General features: G+C 65.4%; 24 protein-coding genes. 11 read left to right on the top strand and 13 right to left on the bottom strand.

Going from position 1 to position 22,397, the window contains the following annotated elements; translation table 11 throughout:
- The 3 genes from RIC54_RS14995 to RIC54_RS14985 are packed head-to-tail and all read left to right on the top strand — an operon-like array spanning position 1 to position 3,745.
- Positions 1-1,026: a glycosyltransferase family 2 protein gene (locus RIC54_RS14995; RefSeq protein ID WP_350084998.1), complete on the top strand. Its 1,026-nt coding sequence runs from the start codon at positions 1-3 to the stop codon at positions 1,024-1,026.
- A complete protein-coding gene (locus tag RIC54_RS14990) occupies positions 1,023-3,356 on the top strand; it encodes a YfhO family protein (protein ID WP_350084997.1) in 2,334 nt (777 codons plus the stop codon). The genes RIC54_RS14995 and RIC54_RS14990 overlap by 4 nt, the downstream gene beginning before the upstream one ends.
- Entirely contained in the window at positions 3,353-3,745 is a 393-nt protein-coding gene (locus RIC54_RS14985; RefSeq protein ID WP_350084996.1) for a GtrA family protein, read from the top strand. Before RIC54_RS14990 ends, RIC54_RS14985 begins: the two co-directional genes overlap by 4 nt.
- Here RIC54_RS14985 and RIC54_RS14980 read toward each other — a convergent pair.
- The 3 genes from RIC54_RS14980 to RIC54_RS14970 all read right to left on the bottom strand — a co-directional run bounded on the left by RIC54_RS14980 (position 3,635) and on the right by RIC54_RS14970 (position 7,029).
- Positions 3,635-4,663: a methyltransferase domain-containing protein gene (locus RIC54_RS14980; RefSeq protein WP_350084995.1), complete on the bottom strand. Its 1,029-nt coding sequence runs from the start codon at positions 4,661-4,663 to the stop codon at positions 3,635-3,637. The two genes, RIC54_RS14985 and RIC54_RS14980, sit on opposite strands and share 111 nt — an antisense overlap.
- 161 nt (positions 4,664-4,824) lie before the next feature.
- On the bottom strand, positions 4,825-5,775 hold the full coding sequence (speB, locus tag RIC54_RS14975; RefSeq protein ID WP_350084994.1) for an agmatinase: 951 nt from the start codon (positions 5,773-5,775) through the stop codon (positions 4,825-4,827).
- Between the two features lie 12 nt (positions 5,776-5,787).
- A complete protein-coding gene (locus tag RIC54_RS14970; RefSeq protein WP_350084993.1) occupies positions 5,788-7,029 on the bottom strand; it encodes a Zn-dependent hydrolase in 1,242 nt (413 codons plus the stop codon).
- Positions 7,030-7,146: 117 nt separating this feature from the next.
- Between RIC54_RS14970 and RIC54_RS14965 the strand changes: the two genes are divergently transcribed.
- Entirely contained in the window at positions 7,147-7,347 is a 201-nt protein-coding gene (locus RIC54_RS14965; RefSeq protein ID WP_350084992.1) for a hypothetical protein, read from the top strand.
- A 53-nt stretch (positions 7,348-7,400) separates the two neighbouring features.
- On the top strand, positions 7,401-8,204 hold the full coding sequence (locus RIC54_RS14960; RefSeq protein ID WP_350084991.1) for a phytanoyl-CoA dioxygenase family protein: 804 nt from the start codon (positions 7,401-7,403) through the stop codon (positions 8,202-8,204).
- A gap of 14 nt (positions 8,205-8,218) precedes the next feature.
- On the opposite strand, the gene RIC54_RS14955 is transcribed toward RIC54_RS14960, so the two are convergent.
- Positions 8,219-8,596 carry an Hpt domain-containing protein gene (locus tag RIC54_RS14955; RefSeq protein WP_350084990.1) on the bottom strand — a complete coding sequence of 126 codons (378 nt, stop codon included), beginning with the start codon at positions 8,594-8,596 and terminating at the stop codon, positions 8,219-8,221.
- 206 nt (positions 8,597-8,802) lie between these two features.
- On the opposite strand from RIC54_RS14955, the gene hemA reads away from it, so the two are divergent.
- A complete protein-coding gene (hemA, locus tag RIC54_RS14950; protein WP_350084989.1) occupies positions 8,803-10,068 on the top strand; it encodes a 5-aminolevulinate synthase in 1,266 nt (421 codons plus the stop codon).
- A gap of 4 nt (positions 10,069-10,072) precedes the next feature.
- Here hemA and RIC54_RS14945 read toward each other — a convergent pair whose 3' ends face one another.
- Positions 10,073-10,531, bottom strand: coding sequence for an Lrp/AsnC family transcriptional regulator (locus RIC54_RS14945; protein WP_350084988.1), 459 nt, complete (start codon positions 10,529-10,531; stop codon positions 10,073-10,075).
- A 117-nt stretch (positions 10,532-10,648) separates the two neighbouring features.
- Here RIC54_RS14945 and RIC54_RS14940 point away from each other — a divergent pair, with 117 nt between their 5' ends.
- Positions 10,649-10,894 carry a DUF6356 family protein gene (locus RIC54_RS14940; protein WP_350084987.1) on the top strand — a complete coding sequence of 82 codons (246 nt, stop codon included), beginning with the start codon at positions 10,649-10,651 and terminating at the stop codon, positions 10,892-10,894.
- 31 nt (positions 10,895-10,925) lie between these two features.
- On the opposite strand, the gene RIC54_RS14935 is transcribed toward RIC54_RS14940, so the two are convergent.
- Complete coding sequence (locus tag RIC54_RS14935; RefSeq protein ID WP_350084986.1) at positions 10,926-11,276, bottom strand: DOPA 4,5-dioxygenase family protein; 351 nt, start codon at positions 11,274-11,276, stop codon at positions 10,926-10,928.
- A 214-nt stretch (positions 11,277-11,490) separates the two neighbouring features.
- Here RIC54_RS14935 and RIC54_RS14930 point away from each other — a divergent pair, with 214 nt between their 5' ends.
- Positions 11,491-12,285, top strand: coding sequence for a hypothetical protein (locus tag RIC54_RS14930; protein WP_350084985.1), 795 nt, complete (start codon positions 11,491-11,493; stop codon positions 12,283-12,285).
- On the opposite strand, the gene RIC54_RS14925 is transcribed toward RIC54_RS14930, so the two are convergent.
- Positions 12,282-13,160 (bottom strand): hypothetical protein, encoded by an 879-nt coding sequence (locus tag RIC54_RS14925; RefSeq protein WP_350084984.1) that lies wholly within the window; start codon positions 13,158-13,160, stop codon positions 12,282-12,284. The genes RIC54_RS14930 and RIC54_RS14925 overlap by 4 nt on opposite strands.
- A 160-nt stretch (positions 13,161-13,320) precedes the next feature.
- Between RIC54_RS14925 and RIC54_RS14920 the strand changes: the two genes are divergently transcribed.
- On the top strand, positions 13,321-13,968 hold the full coding sequence (locus RIC54_RS14920) for a hypothetical protein (protein ID WP_350084983.1): 648 nt from the start codon (positions 13,321-13,323) through the stop codon (positions 13,966-13,968).
- 33 nt (positions 13,969-14,001) lie between these two features.
- Positions 14,002-14,943 (top strand): acetamidase/formamidase family protein, encoded by a 942-nt coding sequence (locus RIC54_RS14915; RefSeq protein ID WP_350084982.1) that lies wholly within the window; start codon positions 14,002-14,004, stop codon positions 14,941-14,943.
- A gap of 22 nt (positions 14,944-14,965) precedes the next feature.
- Here RIC54_RS14915 and RIC54_RS14910 read toward each other — a convergent pair whose 3' ends face one another.
- The 6 genes from RIC54_RS14910 to RIC54_RS14885 all read right to left on the bottom strand — a co-directional run bounded on the left by RIC54_RS14910 (position 14,966) and on the right by RIC54_RS14885 (position 21,766).
- Positions 14,966-15,616, bottom strand: coding sequence for a hypothetical protein (locus RIC54_RS14910; RefSeq protein WP_350084981.1), 651 nt, complete (start codon positions 15,614-15,616; stop codon positions 14,966-14,968).
- Positions 15,617-15,667: 51 nt separating this feature from the next.
- Positions 15,668-17,293 (bottom strand): ABC transporter ATP-binding protein, encoded by a 1,626-nt coding sequence (locus RIC54_RS14905; protein ID WP_350084980.1) that lies wholly within the window; start codon positions 17,291-17,293, stop codon positions 15,668-15,670.
- A gap of 25 nt (positions 17,294-17,318) precedes the next feature.
- Positions 17,319-18,248: an ABC transporter permease gene (locus tag RIC54_RS14900; protein WP_350084979.1), complete on the bottom strand. Its 930-nt coding sequence runs from the start codon at positions 18,246-18,248 to the stop codon at positions 17,319-17,321.
- Positions 18,249-18,263: 15 nt separating this feature from the next.
- Complete coding sequence (locus RIC54_RS14895; RefSeq protein WP_350084978.1) at positions 18,264-19,205, bottom strand: ABC transporter permease; 942 nt, start codon at positions 19,203-19,205, stop codon at positions 18,264-18,266.
- Between the two features lie 58 nt (positions 19,206-19,263).
- A complete protein-coding gene (locus RIC54_RS14890; RefSeq protein WP_350084977.1) occupies positions 19,264-20,868 on the bottom strand; it encodes an ABC transporter substrate-binding protein in 1,605 nt (534 codons plus the stop codon).
- A 130-nt stretch (positions 20,869-20,998) separates the two neighbouring features.
- Complete coding sequence (locus RIC54_RS14885) at positions 20,999-21,766, bottom strand: AraC family transcriptional regulator (protein WP_350084976.1); 768 nt, start codon at positions 21,764-21,766, stop codon at positions 20,999-21,001.
- 90 nt (positions 21,767-21,856) lie between these two features.
- Between RIC54_RS14885 and RIC54_RS14880 the strand changes: the two genes are divergently transcribed.
- Positions 21,857-22,393, top strand: a complete 537-nt coding sequence (locus RIC54_RS14880; RefSeq protein WP_350084975.1) for a peroxiredoxin-like family protein — start codon at positions 21,857-21,859, stop codon at positions 22,391-22,393.
- Positions 22,394-22,397 lie beyond the last annotated feature (4 nt).

The raw sequence follows: 22,397 nt of genomic DNA, 5'->3' as shown, positions 1-22,397 counted from the left end.
ATGGACACGGTACCAGAGATCATGACGGCGAAAGACGAGGCGTCGGGGACCGATCGGTCCGGCCTCTCGGTCGTGGTGCCCGCGTACAATGAGGCGGACAATCTCGACCCATTGTTGGCCCGGCTGACGGCGGCGCTTGAGCGGATCGGTCTGCCGTTCGAGGTTCTGGTCGTCGACGACCGCAGTACGGACGCGACCTATGAACGGCTCTCGGAGCTGAATGCCCGGGATCCGCGGATCAAGGCGCTGCGGTTCAGCCGAAACTTCGGCAAGGAGATCGCGCTCGCGGCCGGCCTGCGACACGCGTCCGGTGCCGCGGTCGTGTTGATGGACGCCGACCTGCAGCACCCGCCCGAGCTGATCGAGACCTTCGTTTCCGAGTGGCGGCAGGGCGCGCAGATCGTTTACGGCCAGCGCGACCGGTCCGGCGAACTTCCAGGCCTTCGGCGTTGGCTGACACGCCGGTTCTATCGGTTCTTCGACGCGGTCGGCGAAGTGAAGCTGATGCGCCACGGCGGCGATTTCGCGCTGTTCGACCGACGGGTGGTGCGGGCGTTGAACGCGCTGCCCGAGCGCGGACGGTTCGGCAAGGGATTGTACGCCTGGGTCGGGTTCCGGCGGGTGGCCGTGCCGTTCACGCCGGAGGCGCGGCATGCCGGGCACTCCCGATGGTCGTTCTGGCGGCTGTGGATGCTGGCGCTGGATGCGGTCACCGCGTTCAGCGTGATGCCGTTGCGGGTCTGGTCGTACATCGGCGTCCTGGTGTCGATGCTGGCGTTGCTCTACGGGACTTTCATCGCGATCCGCACGCTGATCGAAGGTGTCGACGTCCCCGGCTATGCATCGCTGATGGTGGCCGTTGCGTTCTTCGGTGGCGTTCAACTGATCACCCTGGGCGTGCTGGGCGAGTATGTCGGCAGGGTCTTCACCGAGGTGAAGCGGCGACCTCTGTACATCGTCGATCAGTCCATCGGGGTTGATGAGGTTTTGGAGATCGGCGTCGCCCAGGACCCGGCACGGCGATGATTCTGGCGGACCGGCCACGGCTTCGGGAGGCAATGATCGCCTTGGCGGCGATTACCGCCGCCTGGGTTGTGCTGGCCTGGCCCTGGCTGGTTGGCGGCCTGACCATCCCGTGGGACGCCAAGATCCACTTCCTCGCGATGCTGCGCTGGCTCGCGGAGCATTTGGCACAGGGCGACTGGCCGCTGTGGATGCCCGAGAGCTTCGGTGGCCGGCCGGCGCTGGGTGACCCGCAGTCGATGATCCTGTCGCCAGGCTTCCTGCTGCTGGCCGCGCTCGACCCCGAGCCTTCGGCGCGCGCCGGCGATGCCGTGGTCCTGATCGAGTTGCTGATCGGCGGCTTGGCCGCTGCGCTGTTTGGCCTGCGACGCGGCTGGCACCCGGCGGCGGCCGTCTTGGCCGCGCTGGTGATGATGGTCGGCGCGTCGGCCTCGGCCCGCCTGCAGCACACCCTGCTGGTTCAGAGTCATGCCTTTATCCCCGTCGTCCTGCTGGCGCTCGATGCGGCGTTGGACCGACCGACCATCCGACGGGGCTTGCTCGCGGGGCTGGCCGTCGGGATGCTGGTTATCGGCCGCGATCAGGTGGCCTTCCTGGGGTTGATCGCGCTGTTTGCATTCGTAGTGGCGCGGGTCTCAGCAGCCTCCGATCGCGCCGGCTTCGTCAAGGAGCGTCTCCTGGTCGGTCTTTTGGCGGTATCAGTCGCGGTGTTGCTGGCAGCCGTGCCCGTGCTTGCCACGCTCGAGTTCGCGGAGGTCAGCAACCGCCCGTCTTTCGCCTTTGCGTTCGGGGCCAAGCAGTCGATACCGCCGGAGAGCCTGCTGACCATGCTCATCCCCAACCTGTTCGGTGGGGTGTCGTCGCATACGACTTACTGGGGGCCCGGCAGCGCACTATGGTCACCGCAGCTGCCGGTGGATCGCACCATCGTTCAGCTTTACGTGGGGATGATCCCGATCGTCCTGGTCCTGTGGATCGGGCTGCTGCGCGGTCGGCTGCTGAAAGGCGAAGGCCGGTTGCCGCTGGCGCTTGCGGCGTTCTTTGCGATCTACGCGCTGGGTCACTACACGCCGATATTCGAGGTGCTGTTCGACCATGTTCCGGGTGTCGACAGGTTTCGACGCCCGGCGGACGCGACCTTCCTGCTGGGGGCGACTCTGGCATTGTCGGCCGGCTGGCTGTGCGACCGCGTGCTGCGCGACGGGCTGCCGGTGGTTGCCGGGTGGCGGCGAGGCGTGGAAGCGGCGATCGCAATGGCGCTGCTGGCGGCCGGAGCAGGCGTGGCGCATAGCCAGGGCCGATTGATCCAGACATTGCCGGCCCTCGGTACCACAGCGGCGATGGCTATCGCCGCAGTCGTGGTCGTCGCCTGGGCGGTGCGGTCGGGCCGCACCGCCGTTCCGGCGCGCCGTACAGCGGCGGTTGCGGCCCTGCTGCTCCTGACCCTGATTGACCTGCGGATCTTCACCGTCGGCACACCGCTGAACGCCATGTCGATCAAGCCGTTCACGGTGCTCGATGATCCCGAGGACGTGCCTCTGGCGGCGTGGCTGGAATGCGAGGTGTCGGAGATCGAGCTGTACGAAGGTCCGGTGCGGGTTGAAGTCCTGGGGCTGGGCGGTGCCTGGCAGAACCTGCCCATGTCGATCGGTGTCGAAGACACGCTCGGCTATAATCCGCTGCGGCTGGCCGAGTATGACAAGGCCGTCGGGTCCGAACAGAACTCGCACACCCTGGAGCGACGCTTCGGTACCCTGATGACCGGATACCGCTCCGATTTCGCCGATCTGCTCGGGGTGCGCATCATTGTCCTCGGCGGACCGATGGAAGAGGTCGATCCGGCGAGCGCATCCGCTTTCGGGCCGGCCCTGAGATTTCGAGGCAGCTGGGTTTACGAGAACCCACGGACAGTGCCGCGGGTCCTGTTCATCGGTCGCGAGGGTGCGCGGCGGTACGATCCGGAAACGCTGATCGAGCAAGGCGGCCTGCCGCGTCTGGACTGGCGCCGCGAAGCCCTGATCGACCCGCTGCCGGAACCGCCGATCCAGCCGGCGCAGGTCCGTGGACGCGCAGGATTTGTCCGGATGCTTGAACGAACCAGTGACCGGGTCGACCTTGAGGTGTCGGCGCAGCGGCCCGGCTTCGTGGTCCTGCACGACATCGGCTATCCGGGCTGGGTTGCCTATGTGGACGGCGAGCGCCAGGAGCCGCGGCGTGCCAACGCGTTGTTCATGGCGGCCTCGCTATCAGCGGGGAAGCACCGCGTTCAGTTCATCTACGAACCGCTGTCGGTCGAACATCTTTGGGCAATGCTCGTCGGAGACGCCCGGTGAACGGTGGAGCGGTGTTCCTGCTGCGCCAGTTCCTGGGCTTCGCGACCGTCGGGATCGTTGGCCTGGTCGCGCACTACTCAGCGCTGACCGGGCTGGTCGAACTCGGCGGCGTCGATCCGGTCATGGCATCGGTGATCGGCTTTCTGGCCGGTGCGCTGGTCAACTACGTCTTGAACCGGCAACTGGTGTTCCGGTCGGACCGTGCCCATCGGTCGGCCGGTCCGAAGTTTCTCGCCGTCGCGGCCAGCGGGCTGGTCCTGAACGGTGCGCTGATGGCGCTATTGGTCGACCATCTCGGCGTGTTTTATCTGGCCGCCCAGGTCATGGTGACCGGCGGCCTGGTCTTCTGGCACTTCGTGCTGAACAAGTTCTGGACGTTCCGGGGCTAGCGTTCGCGGTCGACCGTCCGCCGGAGCACGCCCGAACACCATCACGTGGGCTTCAATCGCGTCCGGGCCGTCTCGGCGCAGAACGGTTCGCTCGTGCCGGTGGAGGACGAGCCCATGTTCGCCGGCGACACGCGTCAGGTAGTCGGCAGAGTGCGCGAACCGGCGTGACGGACGGAGCCGCCGGTCGACGCCGGTCGAGTCGGTTTCAGCCGCCTCGGCCGTCACGGCAAACAGGCCGCCATCGGCCAGACGTCGCGTCACAGCTTCGAACAACGGGGCCAGGTCGCCCAGGTAGATCAGGACGTCGCCGGCTGTCACCAGGTCGAAACGGCGGGTGTCGTTCGCCAGATGGTCGGTCAATTCGCCGACATGGAGCGCGTCGTACACCCCCTTGCCGTCCGCTTGCGCGATCATTGCGACCGACAGGTCGACGCCCTCGATCCAGGTGCAGCGTCGGCGCAGACGCTCGCCTACCAACCCCGTGCCGCAGCCGAGATCGATCACCGAACCAAAGCTCGCGTTCGGACCGCGTACCGCTTCGATGGCCTGCAGCAATTGCGCCGGCCCCTGGTAGTCCAGGCCGACCAGCAGGGAGCGCTCGAACCGCGGCGCATATTCGTCGAACAACGCCGCCACGTACGCCGATGGCAGGCCGTCGGGCAGCGGAGTGGCGCCGAGCAGGGCGAGATGGGGCAGGGCACCCAGGCGGTCGCCGGGACTGAGCGAAAGATAGCGCACGTACGCGGCTACCGCCCGGTCGCGGCAACCGGATGCCGCAGCGGTTTCACCAATCAGAAAGTGCAGTTCCGGCCAATCGGGCGTCAGCTCAAGCGTCTGTTCCAGTACGGACAGGGCACCGTCATGATCTCCGCTGTCCAGGAGCGCACGCGCCGTTTCGACCCGCCGGTCGGCTCTCAAATCTCCGGATGTCATGAGGAGGATGAACGAACAGATGCCGGTTGGGGTGGCGCCCAGCGTTGGCGCTCAGCGATCGACCGGTGTGTCCGAACCTCCGCGCAGTCGCAATGACGGGCCACTCATAGCACGCCGTCCTGTGCCGTGCACCGGACGAAAACGCATCAGCGTTCGATCGACGGTGCAATCGCGCACAGCATCTCGAACATCAGGTTGGCGGCGGTGACGCAGGTGATGCCGGTCGGATCGAAGCAGGGTGCGACCTCGCTGATGTCGGCGCCGATGATCGGCTTGCCGGTCAGCGAACGCAGGATCACCTGCAGGTCGCGCGGGATCAGGCCGCCGATCTCCGGAACCGCAGTGCCCGGGCAGAACGCCGGGTCGATGCCGTCGATGTCCAGGGTGATGTAGAACGGTTTGTCGCCGAGCACCTCGTGGATCTTGGCGATCACCGCGGCCCGGCCCATCGCCTCGAACTCGTCGATGGTGATCACCGTAAACCCGGCATCGATGCCGTACTGGATGTCACCTTCGGAGAACCGGCTGCCCCTCAGGCCGATCTGCAGCGTGCGCTTCGGATCGATCCAGCCCTCCTTGTGGCCCAGCCGCATGAAGGTCGCGTGGTTGACGGTGTCGCCGCACAGCTCGGCCAGCGTGTCCGGATGGGCGTCGAACTGCAGCACGCCGACCGGTTCGTCCTTGACCAGGCCGCGCAGGATGGGAGTCGGGATGGTGTGGTCGCCGCCGATGGAGATCGGGACGATCCGGTTCTCGCGCAGGATTTCGTAGAATTCCTGGATCTGCGCGATCGACTTGGACTTGTCGAGCGGATTGACCGGCGCGTCACCCAGGTCGGCAACGTTGCAGATGTCGAACGGCGATACCCCGGTGGTCGGGTGCACCCGGCGGATCAGGCGTGATGCCTCGCGCACTCCGGCCGGACCCTGCCGGGCGCCGGTGCGGTAGTTGACGCCGAGATCGAACGGCACGCCGACCAGCGCGATGTCGACCTCCGGGTCGATGCCGTGGCGCTTGGTGCGCATGAAGGTGGCGACGTCGGCAAACCGCGGCACCACGGCGGCGTCGACCGGTTGGAACTTCGGATCACCCGCCATAATGCCTCTCTCCTATCGATTGGCTCGGGCCAGAACGGCGCCGAACAGTACCTGCAGGCCAGGGAGTTGGTCTTCCAGGCGGGTGTTCTCTGCCTCGTTGTGGCTGATGCCCTCGTCGCACGGCGTGAACAGCAGAACGGTCGGTGTGATCCGCGCGAGGTGGTAGGCGTCATGACCGGCCTGGCTCATCATCTCGCGGTACGGCACACCCAGATCGTCGGCGCTGCGCCGCACCAGGTCGATCAACTCCGGGTCGAACGAGGTCTCGCCGAAGGTCCAGGAATCGCCCACGGCGATCTCGGTGCTGGTTTCGGCGGCGCTGTCGGGCAGGGAGGCCCTGATGCGCTCCTCCATCTCGGCGGTCAATTTCGGGTCGGGGCTGCGGAAGTCCACAAACAGGGTCGCCCGGTCGGAGATGATGCCGGGAATGTTCGGCGATGCCTCCAGCCGGGCTACGGTCGACTTGCCCTCCCGGTCGGCGTAGGCGTGGCCGATCCGGTTGACGGCGAGCGCCACGCTGGCGGCGCCAACCAGCGCGTTGCGGCGGCGGGCCATCGGGGTGGGGCCGCTGTGGGCATTCTCGCCGGTGATCTCGATCCGCATTCCGCGGGCGAGGTATGGAGCAACCACGATGCCCAGCGGAATTCCCGCTTCCCAAAGGGCAGGTCCCTGCTCGATGTGGATCTCGAAGTAGCTGTCCAGATCGCGGCTGCCGACCGGTGCTTCGCCTGCCCAGCCGATGGCATCCAGGGCTTGTGCGACCGTGACGCCGGTCTGATCGGTGCGTTGCAGCGCCCAGTCGAGGTCGTGGATCCCAGCGAATACCCCGGAACACAGCATCGGTGGCGGGAACCGGCCCCCCTCCTCGTTGGTCCAGTTCACCACCTCGATCGCCCGCCGGGTGGTGATCCCGGCATCGTCGAGGGCGCGCAGGATCTCCAGCCCGGCCATCACGCCCAGGATGCCGTCGAACCGGCCACCGGCGGCCTGGGTGTCCAGGTGGCTGCCGACCAGCACCGGCGGCAGGCTGTCGTCAGAGCCGCCGCGCCGCACGAAGGTGTTGCCGAGCCGGTCGACCGTGACTGAGTAACCATCGGCTTCGGCCCAGGACCGGAACAGGTTCCGCACCTGCCCGTCTGATTCCGACAACGTTAGGCGGGCCAGACCGCCGCGTGAGCCTTTTCCGATCTCGGCCGACGCCATCAGGGTGTTCCAGAAGCGTTCGCCGTCGACCGGTGAGAGGTTGCTGGCCATGTGAGGATCCTGATCGGTGGAATGCCGATGTTAACTCTTCGTTCACCCTGTCTGCCAAGGCTTCCTTCATCACCGTCGGGCATTCTTGGGACGCAACGACGTACGAGGAGTTCCGATATGAGCGACGGCGCATCCGATCCGGTGGACCAGCTCCAGATCATCATCACCGGACCGACCCGGAGTTCCTCGCCTTCAGGACTTTCGCCACGTTTCAAAGGCGCAGCGGTGTCCGGCCAGGCAGGCTCCGGATCCGTTCCCCGGTCCAGCGGCACGACGACCGCCCGGCCCCGTGGACAGGCGGTGAATTTCGCCGCCTGACCAGCGCCTGCCAGCCGCTTCGCCGGGCGGGGGCGTTCTGCTAGAAACGCTTCATGAACCGCCGCCCGCTCGCCCCCGTTTCCTCTGAGGCCATCACCGCCTACGAACGCGACGGCATCGTCTGCCTGCGCGGCGTCTTCGATGCTGACTGGATCGCGTACATGGGCGAGGCCGTCGACCGCGCGATGGCCGCACCCGGCAGCCATGGCGAGGAATACGCACGTTCCGGCGGCCGTTTCTTCGGCGACCTGGAGATGTGGCGGCGTCACGAGCCGTTCCGTCGCTTCGTGTTCGAGTCCCCGGCGGCCGGGGTTGCCGGCGCCATCATGGGAGCCTCGAAGATCAATTTCTTCTACGACCAGCTTCTGGTGAAGGAACCCGGGACCTCGGAACGCACCCCGTGGCACCAGGACCAGCCGTACTGGGCCGTCGCGGGCCGGCAGGTGTGCTCGCTGTGGGTGCCGTTCGATCCGGTCGCCGAGGACACCTGCGTGGAGTACGTCGCCGGGTCGCACGCCTGGCCAGAGTTCAGCCCGTACCACTTTGCCGATGGCACGCTGTACGCCGACACCGGTCTGCCGCCGCTTCCAGACATCGAAGCGGAGCGTGACCGTCATCGGATCCTGCGTTTCGCGCTGGAGCCGGGGGACTGCCTCGTGTTCCAGGCAATGATCGTGCACGGGGCCCCCGGAAACCGAAGCGCCAACCGTCGGCGTGCCCTGGCGACCCGCTGGACCGGTGACGACGCGCGCTACTGCGTGCGGCCCGGTGAGGTTGGATTCCCGACCTCAGATCCGGGTCTGGCCCATGGCGACGTCATGGATTGCGAGATGTTTCCCGTCGTCTGGCAGGCGTGATGATGGCGGCCGTATCAGGTGTCGGAGGCGTGGCGTCCAGCGTCGGCGGTATCGGCCAGTTCGTCGGCCAGCCCGACGGCAACACCGGTCGCAGCGGTAATCGCTTGCCGGAATTCGCCAAGCGCGTCGTTCAGCTTGTCGGTCGGCATTTCCGCAACGTCCTCTTCCAGCCGACGGCCGATGGTTACCAGGGTCATGAACCCAAGGCTGCCGGCTACGGATGCAACGGCGTGGGCGTGGTCGGCGAGTTCCTGGCGTCTGCCGCATCGCGCCGCCACGTCGAGCGCGGCCCGTCGTTGCGACAGTTCGTGCACGAACATCGACAGGAATCGCGCGATCTTCTCGTCGCCGAAGGCTGAGCGCTGGTTGTCGAAATAGGGGCGGTCGAACATGATCGACGTCCTTGCGTCGTACGGTTGTATTAGCGAACGGTATCCTCATTGCCCACGGTTTGCAGTAGCGTCGTGCATCGTGGAGGCATCATAGGTGCGGCGTAACGCCCGGTTGCGATTCGGACACGCGATTGTTACCGGCACTTCCGTCAGCCAGCGGTGACAGTTCGCCGATTTGCTGGCCGACGCCGCGCAGGAGCACGACCATGCCGCATTCCGCCCGACCGGCGACGGCCCGATCCCCGGAAGCAACGCCGGCGGATCACCATCGGTTCTTCGCCGACGCGCTCGATACTCTGAGAGCGGACGGCAACTACCGGGTGTTCGCGGACCTTGAACGCCGTGCCGGTTCGTTTCCGCGCGCCGATCATCACGATGGCCCGGTCGCGGAAGTGACGGTCTGGTGCTCGAACGACTACCTCGGCATGGGGCAGCACCCGAAGGTGTTGCAGGCTGTGCAGGATGCACTGATGAAGTCGGGGGCCGGAGCCGGCGGCACCCGCAACATCGCCGGTACCAACCACAATCACGTTCTGCTGGAAGCATCGCTCGCCGATCTGCACGACAAGCAGGCGGCGCTGCTGTTCTCGTCGGGCTATGTCGCAAACATGGCGGCGTTGGCTACCCTGGCGGCGCGGTTGCCGAACTGCGTGGTGTTCTCCGACGCCGCGAACCACGCGTCGATGATCGAGGGCATCCGCCACTCCCGGGCCGACAAGGTGATCTTCCGCCACAATGATCCGGCTGATCTCGACCGACGCCTCTCGGCGGTCGCACCGGACCGGGCGAAGCTGGTGGCGTTCGAGAGCGTGTATTCGATGGATGGCGACATCGCGCCGATCGCCGAGCTGTGCGACGTCGCCGAGCGCCATGGTGCGCTGACCTATCTGGATGAGGTGCACGCGGTCGGGCTATACGGGCCACGCGGTGGGGGGGTCGCTGAACGCGATGGCGTGGCCGGCCGCCTTGATGTCATCCAGGGAACACTTGGCAAGGCGTTCGGCAGCTTTGGCGGGTACATAGCCGGAAGCCGCGACCTGGTTGATTTCGTTCGATCCTTCGCTTCCGGCTTCATCTTCACCACCGCCCTGCCGCCGCATGTCGCTGCAGGTGCCCGTATGGCGATCGAGCATCTGAAGTCGTCCCGGACCGAACGGGAACGCCATCAGGAACGTGCCGCGATGGTCAAACGCCGTCTGGCCGAGCTTGGCCTGCCGGTGATGGACAATCCGAGCCATATCGTTCCGGTGATCGTCGGCGAGGCCAATCTATGCCGGCAGGCCAGCGACCGGCTGTTGGCCGAGCACGCGATCTACGTGCAGCCGATCAACTACCCGACCGTGCCGCGCGGTACCGAGCGGCTGCGGATCACACCGACTCCGCTGCACGACGACGATGCGATCGAACGCCTGGTGTCGGCGCTGGACGAGGTTTGGCGGGCGCTGGATCTTCCCAGGCGGCCGGTTCGCTGACCGGTCATACGTAGGTGAGCGGCAATGCGGTGGTCAGCTTGATCTCTTCCATCGCGAAGTTCGAGCTGACGTCCATCATTGGGACGCTGCCGATCAGTTGCTTGTAGATGGCGTCGTAGCTGGTGATGTCGGGGACGACGACCTTCAGGACATAGTCGATATCGCCGCTCATCCGGTAGACCTCGACGATCTCGGGGATGTCGGCGATCGCCCGGGCGAACAGTTCGAGCCACTCCAGGTCGTGCCGGTTGGTTCTGATCCGCACGAACACCGTCACTCCGAGATTGATCTTGGCGGCGTCAAGCAGGGCCACACGGGCGCGGATGACACCGGCCTTCTCCAGGTTCTGGATCCGCCGCCAGCACGGTGTCGTCGACAGGCCGACCCGCTCGGCGATGTCGGCCAGCGCCAGGTCGGCGTCGACCTGGAGGAGGGTCAGGATTTTTCGATCAAGGTCATCCATGGAAAAAAATTCTACATATCAAGCTCGAAGATGGAAAGATCGCAAACTCTTTTCGCGAAACGGGCGGTATTCTGACCGTCAGAATGAAAGTGTGACGCGATGTTGGAGGATCGAGATATGGCCGGCCTGTTCACCGAGCACCCGCAGTCGGTTGGCGAGACCTATCCCGAGCACATGGGCGTGGCGTTCAGCTTTGGTGCGCGAATGGTGCTGGCGGGCCTTGCCTGTCTGGTTCACGGAATACTGCCGTTCCTGTTCGTGAAGACCGGCAGCCGCACGATCACCGTCCTGCATGACCGGATGGTAGCCAACCGCGCTCATAAGCGGGCGGACGACCACGCTGCCGGGCGGGCGCCAGCCTGATCGATCAATCGCTGAAGATCGACCTGATCGATCAATCGCTGAAGATCGATAGGTCCAGCGCGTAGGATTTGCCCAGAAACATCACGTGGGCCGAGTGATCGGAACGGCCGTTTCCGGTGTTCGGATGGACGAACACGTCCAGGTCGCCGCGGTTCAGGACCAGCCAGGGTACGATCTCGGCAAAGGATGCCGGGGCAAACGCGATCTGGTAGCTCCACATCGGATGCGGACCGACCGGCCGCTCGTGGAATCGCCCCATCTCGACATCGGGAAAGCCCGCCGTGACGCGATCGTACAACGCGCGGGCCGCCTCGCGCGTTTCCGCACCAAAGTAGACGTGCGCGTGCCAACTCTCGATGGCGCTGGTCGGTTGATCAGGCATGGGCTCCTCCTTGAGCCAGTATAGCGGCACAGATCGGCTTGCCAGGGTCAAATTCACGAGATCCGAGTCGCGGCAGGCGCGAAATTCACCTCCCTCAATCCCCCTAATCGCTGTGCCGAGTCGCGGGCGCTCCGTCGTGGTCGGCGCCGGTGCAGCCTAAGGTTACAAAGGAGCCGGATGTCCCGGTGTCCCTGTGACTTCCGGAGAGGGGGCCATGACAGAAACACCCTTGCTCGCTTCCATAGGGCCGATCCACGCCGACGTTCTCGACCAGCGGGCGGCGCTGGAAACGGTGTTCCCGTTGTTCGATCAGGATTTCCACGCCGCAGGCCTGGACCTGCAGATCACCGGCGATCTCGAGCACTTCAACGGCCTGGTCCGGTCGGTTGGCAAGTTCGTGCCGAATGCCTTTGATCCCAAGATCAAGCCGTTCCGTTCCGGCGATGCCATCGGCTTCGTGGTCCGGGATGCTGCGGGCATCGTCGCTACCTATGCGGTAAGGCTGTACCGTTTCGGTGTCACTACACTGGCCGACCACCTCACGACCCTCAGCCTGTTCTACGCCAATCCCGTGGAACAGATGGCCCGGGGCGAGCGGTTGCTCATTGAGGGGGAGGCCGATCGATACGCGTCGACGATTGACGACACGGTGGTCTGGGTCGGGGCGATGTGGGTTCGCCCGGACTACCGCGGGCGGGTGTCGAACCTGCCGACGGTCCTGGGGGTGCTGGGCGGCAGCGTCATCCAGGCCAGATGGGGGCGGCAGACGACGATCAGCATCGTGGAACGGGGCATCGTCGACCACGGGGTTGTCAAGCAGCGCTACCGTTCGCAATACGTGCTGGACCGAATCCGCTGGTTCCGCCCGCACATTCCGGATCGAACCGAGATGTTTCTGATCGCCAAGGAACCGCCAGTGACGTTTGCCCAGATCGACGAACTGATCGGCGGCGACACCCGGTTGCGGGTCAACGAGATCGACGGTTCGGCGGCCAAGGCGCGTGCCTAGGCCGCTTCGTCCTCGCGCCAGTCGGGCGACAGGACCATCAGCACGCCGTGCGGGGTCTGCGTCCGATCGTCGTCGGGAAGCCACACCGGGAGACTGATGCGATACCAGGCGAAATTCCGGATCCCTTCAGTGGCGAGTACCGGCCCCTTGCACCGTTCCAGACGAGGCGTTCGGGATCGCAGGACAAGTTCCCCGGCCCGCGTTACCGATGTTGCCAGCGACCGGTCGGGGACGATGTCGCGAACCGTTTCGCCAATGAACCGGTCCCAGACATTGCGGTCCCACGGCCCGGTTGGTGAACTGCGGTAGCGGTCAAATCGGAAGGTCGAGTCCGTCGGCACCATGACCTTGACGCTGCGGTCCGGGCAGTCGCGACCGATGGCCGTGTCCAGTTCATCGGTCAGCAGGCCGGCAGTGCTGCGCCACGCTTCGGCCACCGCCCGAACCTGCGGGTCGCCGAGGGTCCAGATCCGATCGATCGAGTAAGGTATCTGGTGCAGCACGGCGGCCGGATCACCGGCGCTGGCCCGTGCGCAGGCGTATTGCACGAACTTCACCAGGGACTCAACGTCGGACGAGGTCTGCTGCTGCCAGTTCTCACCGTCATAGACCTCGATCCGCAACAGCTGGTGGCTGTCGAACCGCGCGTGGCGCCTGAGGGCGTCAATCAAAGCCTCGATCGTGAGGTCGCGAGCGGACCGGGCGTCGAAGCTGAACTCCGAGTATCGGGAGATCTGAACAATCCGCACCCATCCGAGCGTGTGCAGCGCATAGGCGGAGACGTCGTCGCCCAACCGGCCAAGCCGGGCCCTAAGGTCGACGGTCTCGCCCGTCGAGTCGATCCACTGAGATGATATGGCAGCAAGGGGCTGCATACCGGATATCCACCTCTTCTACCCGCCAATGCTGGGAACATGTCACGATCCGGAGCTTGCTCCAAGAGTGCGTTTAAAAACAACGATTCAGCGAGTACTTCTACCACCGCTTGCTGTGTGCGTCGGTTCGCGAGACACTGCTGATGACCTGCCGCTCACCGTGACCCGCAACTGGGGCAACCGCCGTATGGGAGATATCCTGCTGCTCGCTGGACCGGCTACCAGACCGGACGAACTGCTGGTGTGCCTGGGGCGCCATCCCGAGATTGCGGCAGTCCCGGCCGTGGACATCGGTCAGCGCCTGTTCCGGGCGGCCAGAGCCAGGATCCGGTCGAGCCGTGCGAACCCTGAGGGAGCGAAGCCGCTTGACCTCGTCAGCTTGGGGCGGACCGAAGGGGTGGCGGAACTGAGCCGCTTGTTCGCCGGTGTCCGGGCCGAGAGTGGCGCGCGCATCGTGATTTTCCACGACCCGTCCGGCCCGTTGTTTCCGTTCCAGAATCCGCCGCCGATATCGCTGCTGGTGCTGGTCCGCAATGCCGAGGCCGCTGCCGCTGCGATCGGTGCGATCGGCATCGAGCGGGTGATTGCGGCGGCGCGCGACGCATTGGCCGCCTTTCAGGCCCGGGTCGGCGGTTTCGGCGTGCCGATCGACCGGATCATTACCATTCAGGAAGACCGCCTGGAGGCCGACCCGGCCGCCGGCCTCGCGGAAATCTGCCAAACGCTTGGCGTGGCATCGGATGCAGCCACGGTGTCGGCGATGCGAGAGCCGCCACGGGTCGACGTCCGCCGCGAGCGCGGTCCATAATCCCGCACCGCTGGATAGCTGAGGGAGATCGGCATGGCGCATCATCGGCTCGGCGCCAGCCCTGACACGGTTCATTGGGGCTGGTTCGACGCGGAACTGAAACCGACGCTGACCATCGACAGCGGCGACCGCGTTACCGTTGAAACGGTATCCGGCGGGCCGGCCAACCTGCCCGGCGATGGTTTCCATGTGCCACCGGAACTGTATGCGATCCATGAGCATGCTCAACGCAAGCTGCCGGGGCACATTCTGACCGGGCCGATTGCCGTACGAGGTGCTGTGCCTGGGGACGTGCTGGAGATCCGCATCCTGGACATCAAGCTGCGTCAGGACTGGGGCTACACGTTTGTCCGGCCGCTGGCGGGGGCGCTGCCGAACGACTTTCCGACCGGCGAGCAGATGATCATCGCGCTCGATCGCGAGCGCAACGTCGGCCGGCTGCCCTGGGGCACCGAGCTGCCGCTGCGACCATTCTTCGGCGTAATGGGCGTGGCCCCGCCCCCGGGCTGGGGTACGATCTCGACCATTCAGCCGCGCGCTCACGGCGGAAACCTCGACAACAAGGAACTGATCCCCGGCACCACGCTGTACCTGCCGGTATTCGCTGAGGGCGCCAAGTTGTCGCTCGGGGACGGCCACGGCGTACAGGGCGATGGCGAAGTGTGTGTCACCGCGATCGAGACGGCGCTGGAAGGCACCGTCGAGGTGATCCTGCGCAAGGACCTGGGCTGGACCTACCCGCGTGCGGAGACGCCGACGCACCGGATCAGCATGGGAATGGACCCCGATCTCGACGATGCGGCCAGCCATGCGTTGCGGCAGATGATCGACTGGGTCACCGCGACGTCGAACCTGTCACGCCACCAGGCGTTCATGCTGATGAGCCTTGCCGCCGACGTGCGGGTCACGCAACTGGTCAACGAGCACAAGGGCATCCACGTCATGCTGCCGAAGTCCGTTCTCGGCGGCGGATAGGCACCGCCCGGACCCGTGCGGCCTATGGCTCGCCCCGGGGAGCCAGCCGGAAGGTCTGCGCCAATGCCTCGAGGCGGAACGGCGTGTCGAAGCTGTTGTGGACGATGGCGCACAGATCGATCTCGGGATCACACCCGTCGACCACGCGCGCCAGATCGGCATCGATGATGGTGTGCCCGTCGCGGCCGTGCTTGGCGAGGACGAAGCCGAAATCCACGTCCGGCCCGATGACGTCCTCGTATCCGGCGCCGTCCGCCGACGCCATCTCCGGTATCGCGATCGTCTCATTCATGCCGCCCAGCACGACGTTCCAGGCACATCCCTTGACGCCGTAGCCGCCCATCGTCTGGTTCCGGCTGTCGAACTCGGTCACGGCGTCATGGAAAGCGCCGAGCAGCAGGGCCCGGGCCTTGTCCTCGCGCTCCAGCGTCGAGAAAACGATCTCGTCTCCGAGTGTCTTCCAGACCCGGTACTGGGGAACCTGCTCCTCGTCGACGAACCGCAGCGCCACCTTGCCGACCAGGATCAGCGGGAAGGTCTCGAACAGGTCGCGGAACAGCGGCAGCCATGACTCCTGGCGGCGAATGTAGGCCGTCTTCAACTGCTTTGATCGCACCATGTCCACCGACAGGAACATGACGCTGGGGGTGTCGCTGGTAGCGGATCCGGTCATCCGCGGATAATTTCACCGGTCGCGTGGATTGTCACTGCCGACGCCCCGTCCCTATGCCGCGGCGCCGCCGAACGCGAAGCCCCGACCCGGAGCGGCGGCGAACAGCGAGCGGGTGTAGTCGTGCTGCGGATTGCCGAAGACGTCGGCTGCTGTCCCGTACTCCACCACCTCGCCGCGATGCATCACTGCCACCGTGTCGCAGACCTGGGCGGCGACGCGCAGGTCGTGGGTGATGAACAGCATGGCGAGGTCGAGCCGTTGGCGGATGTCATCCAGCAAGTCCAGAACCTGGGCCTGGACCGATACGTCGAGCGCGGAGACTGCCTCGTCGGCGATCAGCAGGTCGGGCCCCATGGCGAGTGCACGGGCAATGCAGATGCGCTGGCGCTGACCGCCGGAGAATTGGTGCGGGTACCGGTCCAGGCTGCCGGGATCGAGGCGAACCAGGGTCATCAGTTCCTGGGCGCGCTTCATCGCATCCGCGTGGCTGGTACCGTAGTTCATCGGACCCTCGATGATCGAGGCGCCGACGGTCCGCCTGGGGTTCAACGACCGGTACGGATCCTGGAACACGATCTGCACCCGCCGCCGCAGGCTGCGCAGTTGGAACGGTGAGGCCTTGGCGATGTCGTCGCCGTCCAGGTAGACGTGGCCGCCGCTTGGGTTGATCAGGCGGGCAATGCAGCGCGCGACCGTCGACTTGCCGGAGCCCGACTCGCCGACGATCCCGAGGGTCTCACCCCTGCGAATCTCGACGGTCACGGCGTCGGCCGCGCGCACGGGCCGGGCCTTCTGGAAGAAACCGCCGCCGGTATACGTCTTGGACAAATTGTCGGTGGCGAGCACCACCGGTGCATCGGACTGGCGAGGGCGGATCCGCGGCGTGAAGCTGGGAACCGAGCCGATCAGCATCTTGGTGTAAGGGTGAGTCGGGCGGCGCAGCACGTCGTCGGCCGTGCCTTCCTCGACCACCTTGCCCCATTGCATCACCGCCACCCGGTCGGCGATGTCGGCGACCACGCCGAAATCGTGGGTGATGAACAGCACGGCGGTCTCGTGGGTCGCCTGGATTTCCTTGATCAGCCTCAGGATCTGCGCCTGCGTCGTGACGTCGAGCGCCGTGGTCGGCTCGTCGGCGATCAGCAATGCGGGTTCCAGCACCAGGGCCATGGCGATCATGATCCGCTGGCGCTGCCCACCCGACAGCTGGTGCGGATACGACGCCGCCATCCGCGGCGGATCGGGCAAATGCACCTGCTCGAGAATGTTCAGAATCCGTTTCTGCCGCTCGTCGGCATCATGCTCGGTGTGGGTCGTCAGAACCTCTTCGATCTGCTGGCCGCAGGTCATGGTGGGGTTCAGGGCGGTCATCGGTTCCTGGAAGATCATCGACATCCGGGCGCCCCGAAGGTCGCGCATGCGCGCCTCGTCGGCGCCGATCAGTTCCTCGCCTTCGAGCTTGATGGAACCGGCGATCGGCGCCATGTCCCGGCCGGGCAGCAGGCCCATTACCGAGAACGCGCTGACCGACTTGCCTGATCCGGACTCGCCGACCAGGCAGACGATTTCGCGGCGCCGGACGCTGATCGAGATGTTCTCGATCGCGTTCGCCCGATCCGCCCCCTTGGGCAGCTTGACGGTCAGATTGTCGATTTCCAGGACCGGCCGGTCGGTCATTGCGGCGCTTCCCACCTGCTACCCCTCAGAAACGCTTGGCCATGCGTGGATCGAGCGTGTCGCGCAATCCGTCGCCCAGCAGGTTCACCGCCAGAATGGTCAGGGCCAGGAAGACCCCTGGAAACAGGATGTTGTGCGGGAACACCTGAAACAGCACGCGCCCCTCGGCCATGATGTTGCCCCAGGTCGGCGTTTCCGGCGGGATGCCGACGCCCAGGAAGCTCAGGATCGCCTCCACCAGGATCGCCGACGCGCACACGTAGGTGCCCTGGACCAGCAACGGCGCCACGGTGTTCGGCAGCACGTGGCGGTACAGGATCGGGATCAGCGGCGTGCCGACCGAGATTGCCGCTTCGACATACGGTTCCTCGCGGATCGACAGCACGATCGAGCGCACCAGCCGCACGACCCGGGGGATCTCAGGCACGGCGATCGCAATGATCACGGTGACGACTCCGGCGCCCCACAGCGAGACGAGACCGATCGCCAGCAGGATGTTCGGGATCGCCATCAGCCCGTCCATCACCCGCATGACGATGCCGTCGAGCCATCGGATGTAGCCGGACACCAGTCCGATCACCAGTCCGATGGCAACCGAGATCAGGGCCACGAACAGGCCGACGATCAACGAGATGCGCGCGCCGTAGACCACCCGGCTGTACAGGTCGCGGCCGAGAGAGTCCGTGCCCATCGAGTGGATGAACGCGATATCCTCGCCGGACGGCGTGGTGATCGTCCGCTCGGTACCGGGCACCTTGTTGCGCCAGACCGGATCGATCGATGCCGGATCGATGGTCCCGAGAAAGGGCGCAAGCAGGCCGAGGACGACCATCGCCAGCAGCACCACGGTACCGAAGGTAACGCTGTGATTGCGCAGCAGCTGGCGAAACAGGCTCGGCCGCTGGGCGGATGCGGCCGCCTGTGCGGCGGAATCGACGAGATCGGGAGCGGTCATCGAACGTGCGCCCTATCAGTACCGGATGCGGGGATCGAGAAGCGTGTACGAGAGATCGATCAGCAGATTGATCAGGACGTAGACGAACGAGAACACCAGGATCACCGCCTGGATTGTCGGGTAGTCGCGTCCGAGCACGGCGTCGACCGTCAGTCGGCCAAGTCCGGGGATGTTGTAGACGCTCTCCGTCACCACCACCCCGCCGATCAGCAGGGCGATACCGATGCCGACGATCGTGATGATCGGCACGGCGGCATTGCGCAGCGCGTGGCGGACCAGGACGACGCGATTGGTCAGGCCTTTCGCCTTGGCGGTGCGAATATAGTCCTCGCCCAGCACGTCGATCACGCTGGCGCGGGTGATGCGTGCGATCAGCGCGATGTAGATAACGCTCAATGTCAGGCTGGGCAGGATCATACGGTGCAGGAACGGCCACAGCCCGGCCGTGATCGATTTGTAACCCTGCACGGGGAACCATTTCAGCTCGACCGCGAAGATGTAGATCAGCAGGTAGCCCAGCACGAACACCGGGATCGAGAACCCGGCGACCGACAGTCCCATCACCGCCCGGTCCAACCAGCCGCCCTGCCGGTAGGCCGCGATCACTCCGAGCGGTATCGCGACCAGCAGCGTGAACAGCATGGTCGTGGTAGCCAGGGCCAACGTCGGCTCCACCCGTTGGATGATCAGGTCGGTGACCTTCATTTTGAAGAAGAAGGATTCACCCAGGTCGCCCTGCAACAGCTTGCCGGCCCAGATGACCAACTGGGTTGGCAGCGGGTCGTTCAGACCGAGACGCTCGCGGATTTCCTCGATCTGGATCGGCGTGGCGTTGTCGCCGGCGATGATTGCCGCCGGATCGCCCGGCGTCAGTCGCAGCATGAAGAATACGAAGAGGGCCACCATCGCCAGGACGGGGATGGTGGCCAGCAGACGTCGCGCGACGAAGGCTAACATGCGCGTTCTTCCCCTCGGATATCTGCCATCTCTCTTCGTGCCCCGATGCTGTCGGCCGTCAGCCGCCCTTCTTGGTGATGTTCCAGAAGAACGGAGCCGGACCATTCAACATGCCGTCGACCTTGTCCGAGCGGATGGCGGTCGGCTGGTACCACTGCCCGGCATGGGCATGGGTTCCGATCGTCATCGCACGGATTTGGATCTGCTTGGCAAGATCCTTCTGCTTCGCAGCGTCGGTCTCGGTCGAGAACGAGTTGCGGAGCTTCTCCATCTCCTCGTCGCACGGCCAGCCGAACCAGGCCTTGTCGCAGCCGGTGTTGTAACCGGCGGCAGAGATCGGGTTCAGGATGTCGGCCGCGACCCAGGATGTCAGGAAGGCATTCCAGCCGCCTTCGGCCGGCTTTTCCTTCTTCGAACGACGAGAGACCAGGGTCTGCCAGTCCATGGACTGCATGTCGACGGTGAAGCCGCCCTTACGCAGCAGGTCGGCTGCGACCGGGGCGAGGTTGGTCAGAACGGCGAGGTCGGTGGAGTGCATCAGCACCACCGGGGTGCCGTCGTAACCGGCTTCCTTCAGCAGGGCCTTCGACTTGTCGAAGTCCGACTTGACCAGCGCATCACCACCTTCGGTGAACGCGAAGGGTGTGTCGCACACGAACATCGCCGGGCAGACCTTGTAGTACTTCGGATTGCCGATCACCGCCTGCAGGAACGGCTCCTGGGCCAGCGCGGCGATAGCGGCCTGCCGGACCTTCTGGTTGTCGAACGGCGGATGCAGCCAGTTCATGCGGAACATGTACTGGTTACCGAGCGGATTGGTGTTCAGCAGGGCCACGTCCGACGATCCCTCAAGGATCGGCAGCAGGTCGTGCGGCGGTGCCTCGAGGACGTCGATCTCGCCTGCGACCAGAGCGTTCACAGCGGTCTGGTGGTCCGGCATCGAGATCCACTCGACGCGGTCGACCTTGGCGACCTTGCCACCGGCGGCCCAGCTTCCGGGCTCGCTGCGCGGCTTGTAGTCGGCGAACTTGGTGTAGACGGTCTTGTCGCCCGGCTTCCACTCATCCTTCTGGAAGACGAACGGACCGGAGCCGATGTACTCGGAAATCTGGTCGCCCGGCGGGGTTTCGGCGACCCGCTTCGGCATCATGAACGGTACGTTCGAACTCGGCTTGGCCAGCGACAGCAGCACCAGGCCATAGGCCTCCTTGAGCTGCATGGTGAAGGTCTTGGCGTCGGTCGCCTTCATGTCGGCGACGAAGGACAGCAGCTTCTGTCCCATCGAGTCCTTGGCACCCCAGCGCTTGATCGAGGCGATGCAGTCCTCGGCGGTTACCGGCTGGCCGTCGTGCCACTTCAGGCCGTCGCGCAGGGTGAAGGTGTAGGTCAGCTTGTCGTCGCTGACTTTCCACGTATCGACCATCTGCGGCGTGACATTCAACTTCTCGTCCATCGCGAAAAGCGTGTCGTAGATCATGTAGCCGTGATTGCGGGTGATGTACGCGGTGGTCCAGATCGGATCGACGATTTTGAGATCCGAGTGCATCACCACGCGCAACGTGGTCTCGGCTGCTGCCGGTGTCGCGGTCGTAAGCCCCGCGATCATCGGCACCGCCGCCGCCGCCGCCAGCAGGCTGCGTGCGATCGAGCGTCCCCAGGTCATGAGCCCCTCCGTTGTTAAGGAGTTTTGGAATGGGGAGCCTAGAGGAATCTTTGCCCCCGGGTCCAGGGGCCTTCCCAGATGCGGAAGGACTTAACGGCCTATTGCACAATCCGTTCGCAATCGGTGACTGTCAGGCTTGCGGCGCGACCGGTTCTGCCGGCGGTGGGTTGTGGCGTACGGCCATCGGGTTGATGCCGTGCTGCCGGTGAAAGGCACGGGCAAGCGCTTCGGAACTCGCATAGCCGTAGCGCCGGGCCACCGTTTGCACGCGGTGGCCGCGGTCGAGGTCCTGGCGGGCCAGGGTCATGCGCCAGCGCCGCAGGTAGGCCTGCGGAGTCTCGCCGACCCGCGCCCGGAACGCGTCGGTGAACCGACTGAGCGACATCCCGGCGACCGCGGCCAGATCGCCGTTCGACCACGGCTGGCCGGGCGCCTCGTGCATGACGACGATCGCCCGGCTGAGTCTCGGATCGGCGAGACCCGAAACCAGGCCGGATCCGGTCGCGCCACGCTCGATCTCCGCACGCAGCAACCGGATTACCAGCACCTCAGCCAGCCGGCTCAGCACGACCCCGGAGCCGCAGCGCGCCGATCGGGCTTCGGTCAGCAACAACCCGATCAACGGCGCGGTGTCGTCACCGATCGACAGTGACATGCAGGTGGGCAGGGCGGCGACCAGCGGGTTCGCATCGCCTCCCCAACTGGCTTGGGCTTCGATCAGGACGGTCTCGCCGATGCCGTCCGGTTCCGGGGAACCACGCACATGAAGTGTCATCCGCGTCGGCGCGCCGGTACCGGCATCCCCCAGGATTCGCAGGTTGCCGGTTCCCGGCGCGGCATCGGCGACCCGCATCTCGAACCGAGCCATCAGGCTCGATAGACGGTCGTAGCGAATCATTGGGCGTCCTGATCGGATTATTGGAATTTTTCGGATCATACAGTCTGGTAGCTTGGTTGAGTACCCATTGCGTCGTTCAGGAGATCTCCAATGCTGATGCCCCGCCAGAAAACCCCAGGCCTGTCGGTCGAAACGCTGTCCAGCGGAACCTTCGATCTCGGCACGGAGAAGACCGAGCGCGGTACCGTGATCTGCTTCTACCGGGGGCTGCATTGCCCGATCTGCGCCAACTACCTGACCGAGTTGGAGAAGCGCACGCCGGAGTTCGCCGAGCGCGGAGTCGGCACGATCGCGATCAGCACCGATACCCAGGACCGGGCGCAGGGCATGGCCGACAAGATCGGCGCCAAGGCGCTGCGCTTCGGCTACGGCATGTCGCTGGCCAAGGCGCGCGAGTGGGGGCTGTACATCTCGACGTCGCGCGGCACGACCTCGATCGGCCTCGAGGAGCCGGCACTGTTCGCCGAGCCCGGCCTGTTCATGGTGACGCCGGAGCAGACCCTGTACTACGGGTCTGTGCAGACCATGCCGTTCGTGCGCCCGCACTTCTCGGAGTTGGTCTCCGCCCTCGATTTCGCCATCTCGAAGAACTACCCCGCGCGCGGCGAGTATACCGGCCCGGTCTGAGCGC

Origin of the sequence: Thalassobaculum sp., from assembly GCF_040219215.1 — a bacterium.
Taxonomy (GTDB): domain Bacteria; phylum Pseudomonadota; class Alphaproteobacteria; order Thalassobaculales; family Thalassobaculaceae; genus Thalassobaculum_A.
This window is presented reverse-complemented; position numbering and strand designations above follow the sequence as displayed.

What these genes read in the sequence shown, in the direction of transcription:
- RIC54_RS14995 (WP_350084998.1), top strand. Translation starts at nt 1, where the DNA reads ATGGACACGGTACCAGAGATCATGACGGCGAAAGACGAGGCGTCGGGG.
- RIC54_RS14990 (WP_350084997.1), top strand. Translation starts at nt 1,023, where the DNA reads ATGATTCTGGCGGACCGGCCACGGCTTCGGGAGGCAATGATCGCCTTG.
- speB (WP_350084994.1), bottom strand. Translation starts at nt 5,775, where the DNA reads ATGGCGGGTGATCCGAAGTTCCAACCGGTCGACGCCGCCGTGGTGCCG.
- RIC54_RS14970 (WP_350084993.1), bottom strand. Translation starts at nt 7,029, where the DNA reads ATGGCCAGCAACCTCTCACCGGTCGACGGCGAACGCTTCTGGAACACC.
- RIC54_RS14965 (WP_350084992.1), top strand. Translation starts at nt 7,147, where the DNA reads ATGAGCGACGGCGCATCCGATCCGGTGGACCAGCTCCAGATCATCATC.
- RIC54_RS14960 (WP_350084991.1), top strand. Translation starts at nt 7,401, where the DNA reads ATGAACCGCCGCCCGCTCGCCCCCGTTTCCTCTGAGGCCATCACCGCC.
- RIC54_RS14955 (WP_350084990.1), bottom strand. Translation starts at nt 8,596, where the DNA reads ATGTTCGACCGCCCCTATTTCGACAACCAGCGCTCAGCCTTCGGCGAC.
- hemA (WP_350084989.1), top strand. Translation starts at nt 8,803, where the DNA reads ATGCCGCATTCCGCCCGACCGGCGACGGCCCGATCCCCGGAAGCAACG.
- RIC54_RS14945 (WP_350084988.1), bottom strand. Translation starts at nt 10,531, where the DNA reads ATGGATGACCTTGATCGAAAAATCCTGACCCTCCTCCAGGTCGACGCC.
- RIC54_RS14940 (WP_350084987.1), top strand. Translation starts at nt 10,649, where the DNA reads ATGGCCGGCCTGTTCACCGAGCACCCGCAGTCGGTTGGCGAGACCTAT.
- RIC54_RS14935 (WP_350084986.1), bottom strand. Translation starts at nt 11,276, where the DNA reads ATGCCTGATCAACCGACCAGCGCCATCGAGAGTTGGCACGCGCACGTC.
- RIC54_RS14930 (WP_350084985.1), top strand. Translation starts at nt 11,491, where the DNA reads ATGACAGAAACACCCTTGCTCGCTTCCATAGGGCCGATCCACGCCGAC.
- RIC54_RS14925 (WP_350084984.1), bottom strand. Translation starts at nt 13,160, where the DNA reads ATGCAGCCCCTTGCTGCCATATCATCTCAGTGGATCGACTCGACGGGC.
- RIC54_RS14915 (WP_350084982.1), top strand. Translation starts at nt 14,002, where the DNA reads ATGGCGCATCATCGGCTCGGCGCCAGCCCTGACACGGTTCATTGGGGC.
- RIC54_RS14910 (WP_350084981.1), bottom strand. Translation starts at nt 15,616, where the DNA reads ATGACCGGATCCGCTACCAGCGACACCCCCAGCGTCATGTTCCTGTCG.
- RIC54_RS14905 (WP_350084980.1), bottom strand. Translation starts at nt 17,293, where the DNA reads ATGACCGACCGGCCGGTCCTGGAAATCGACAATCTGACCGTCAAGCTG.
- RIC54_RS14900 (WP_350084979.1), bottom strand. Translation starts at nt 18,248, where the DNA reads ATGACCGCTCCCGATCTCGTCGATTCCGCCGCACAGGCGGCCGCATCC.
- RIC54_RS14895 (WP_350084978.1), bottom strand. Translation starts at nt 19,205, where the DNA reads ATGTTAGCCTTCGTCGCGCGACGTCTGCTGGCCACCATCCCCGTCCTG.
- RIC54_RS14890 (WP_350084977.1), bottom strand. Translation starts at nt 20,868, where the DNA reads ATGACCTGGGGACGCTCGATCGCACGCAGCCTGCTGGCGGCGGCGGCG.
- RIC54_RS14885 (WP_350084976.1), bottom strand. Translation starts at nt 21,766, where the DNA reads ATGATTCGCTACGACCGTCTATCGAGCCTGATGGCTCGGTTCGAGATG.
- RIC54_RS14880 (WP_350084975.1), top strand. Translation starts at nt 21,857, where the DNA reads ATGCTGATGCCCCGCCAGAAAACCCCAGGCCTGTCGGTCGAAACGCTG.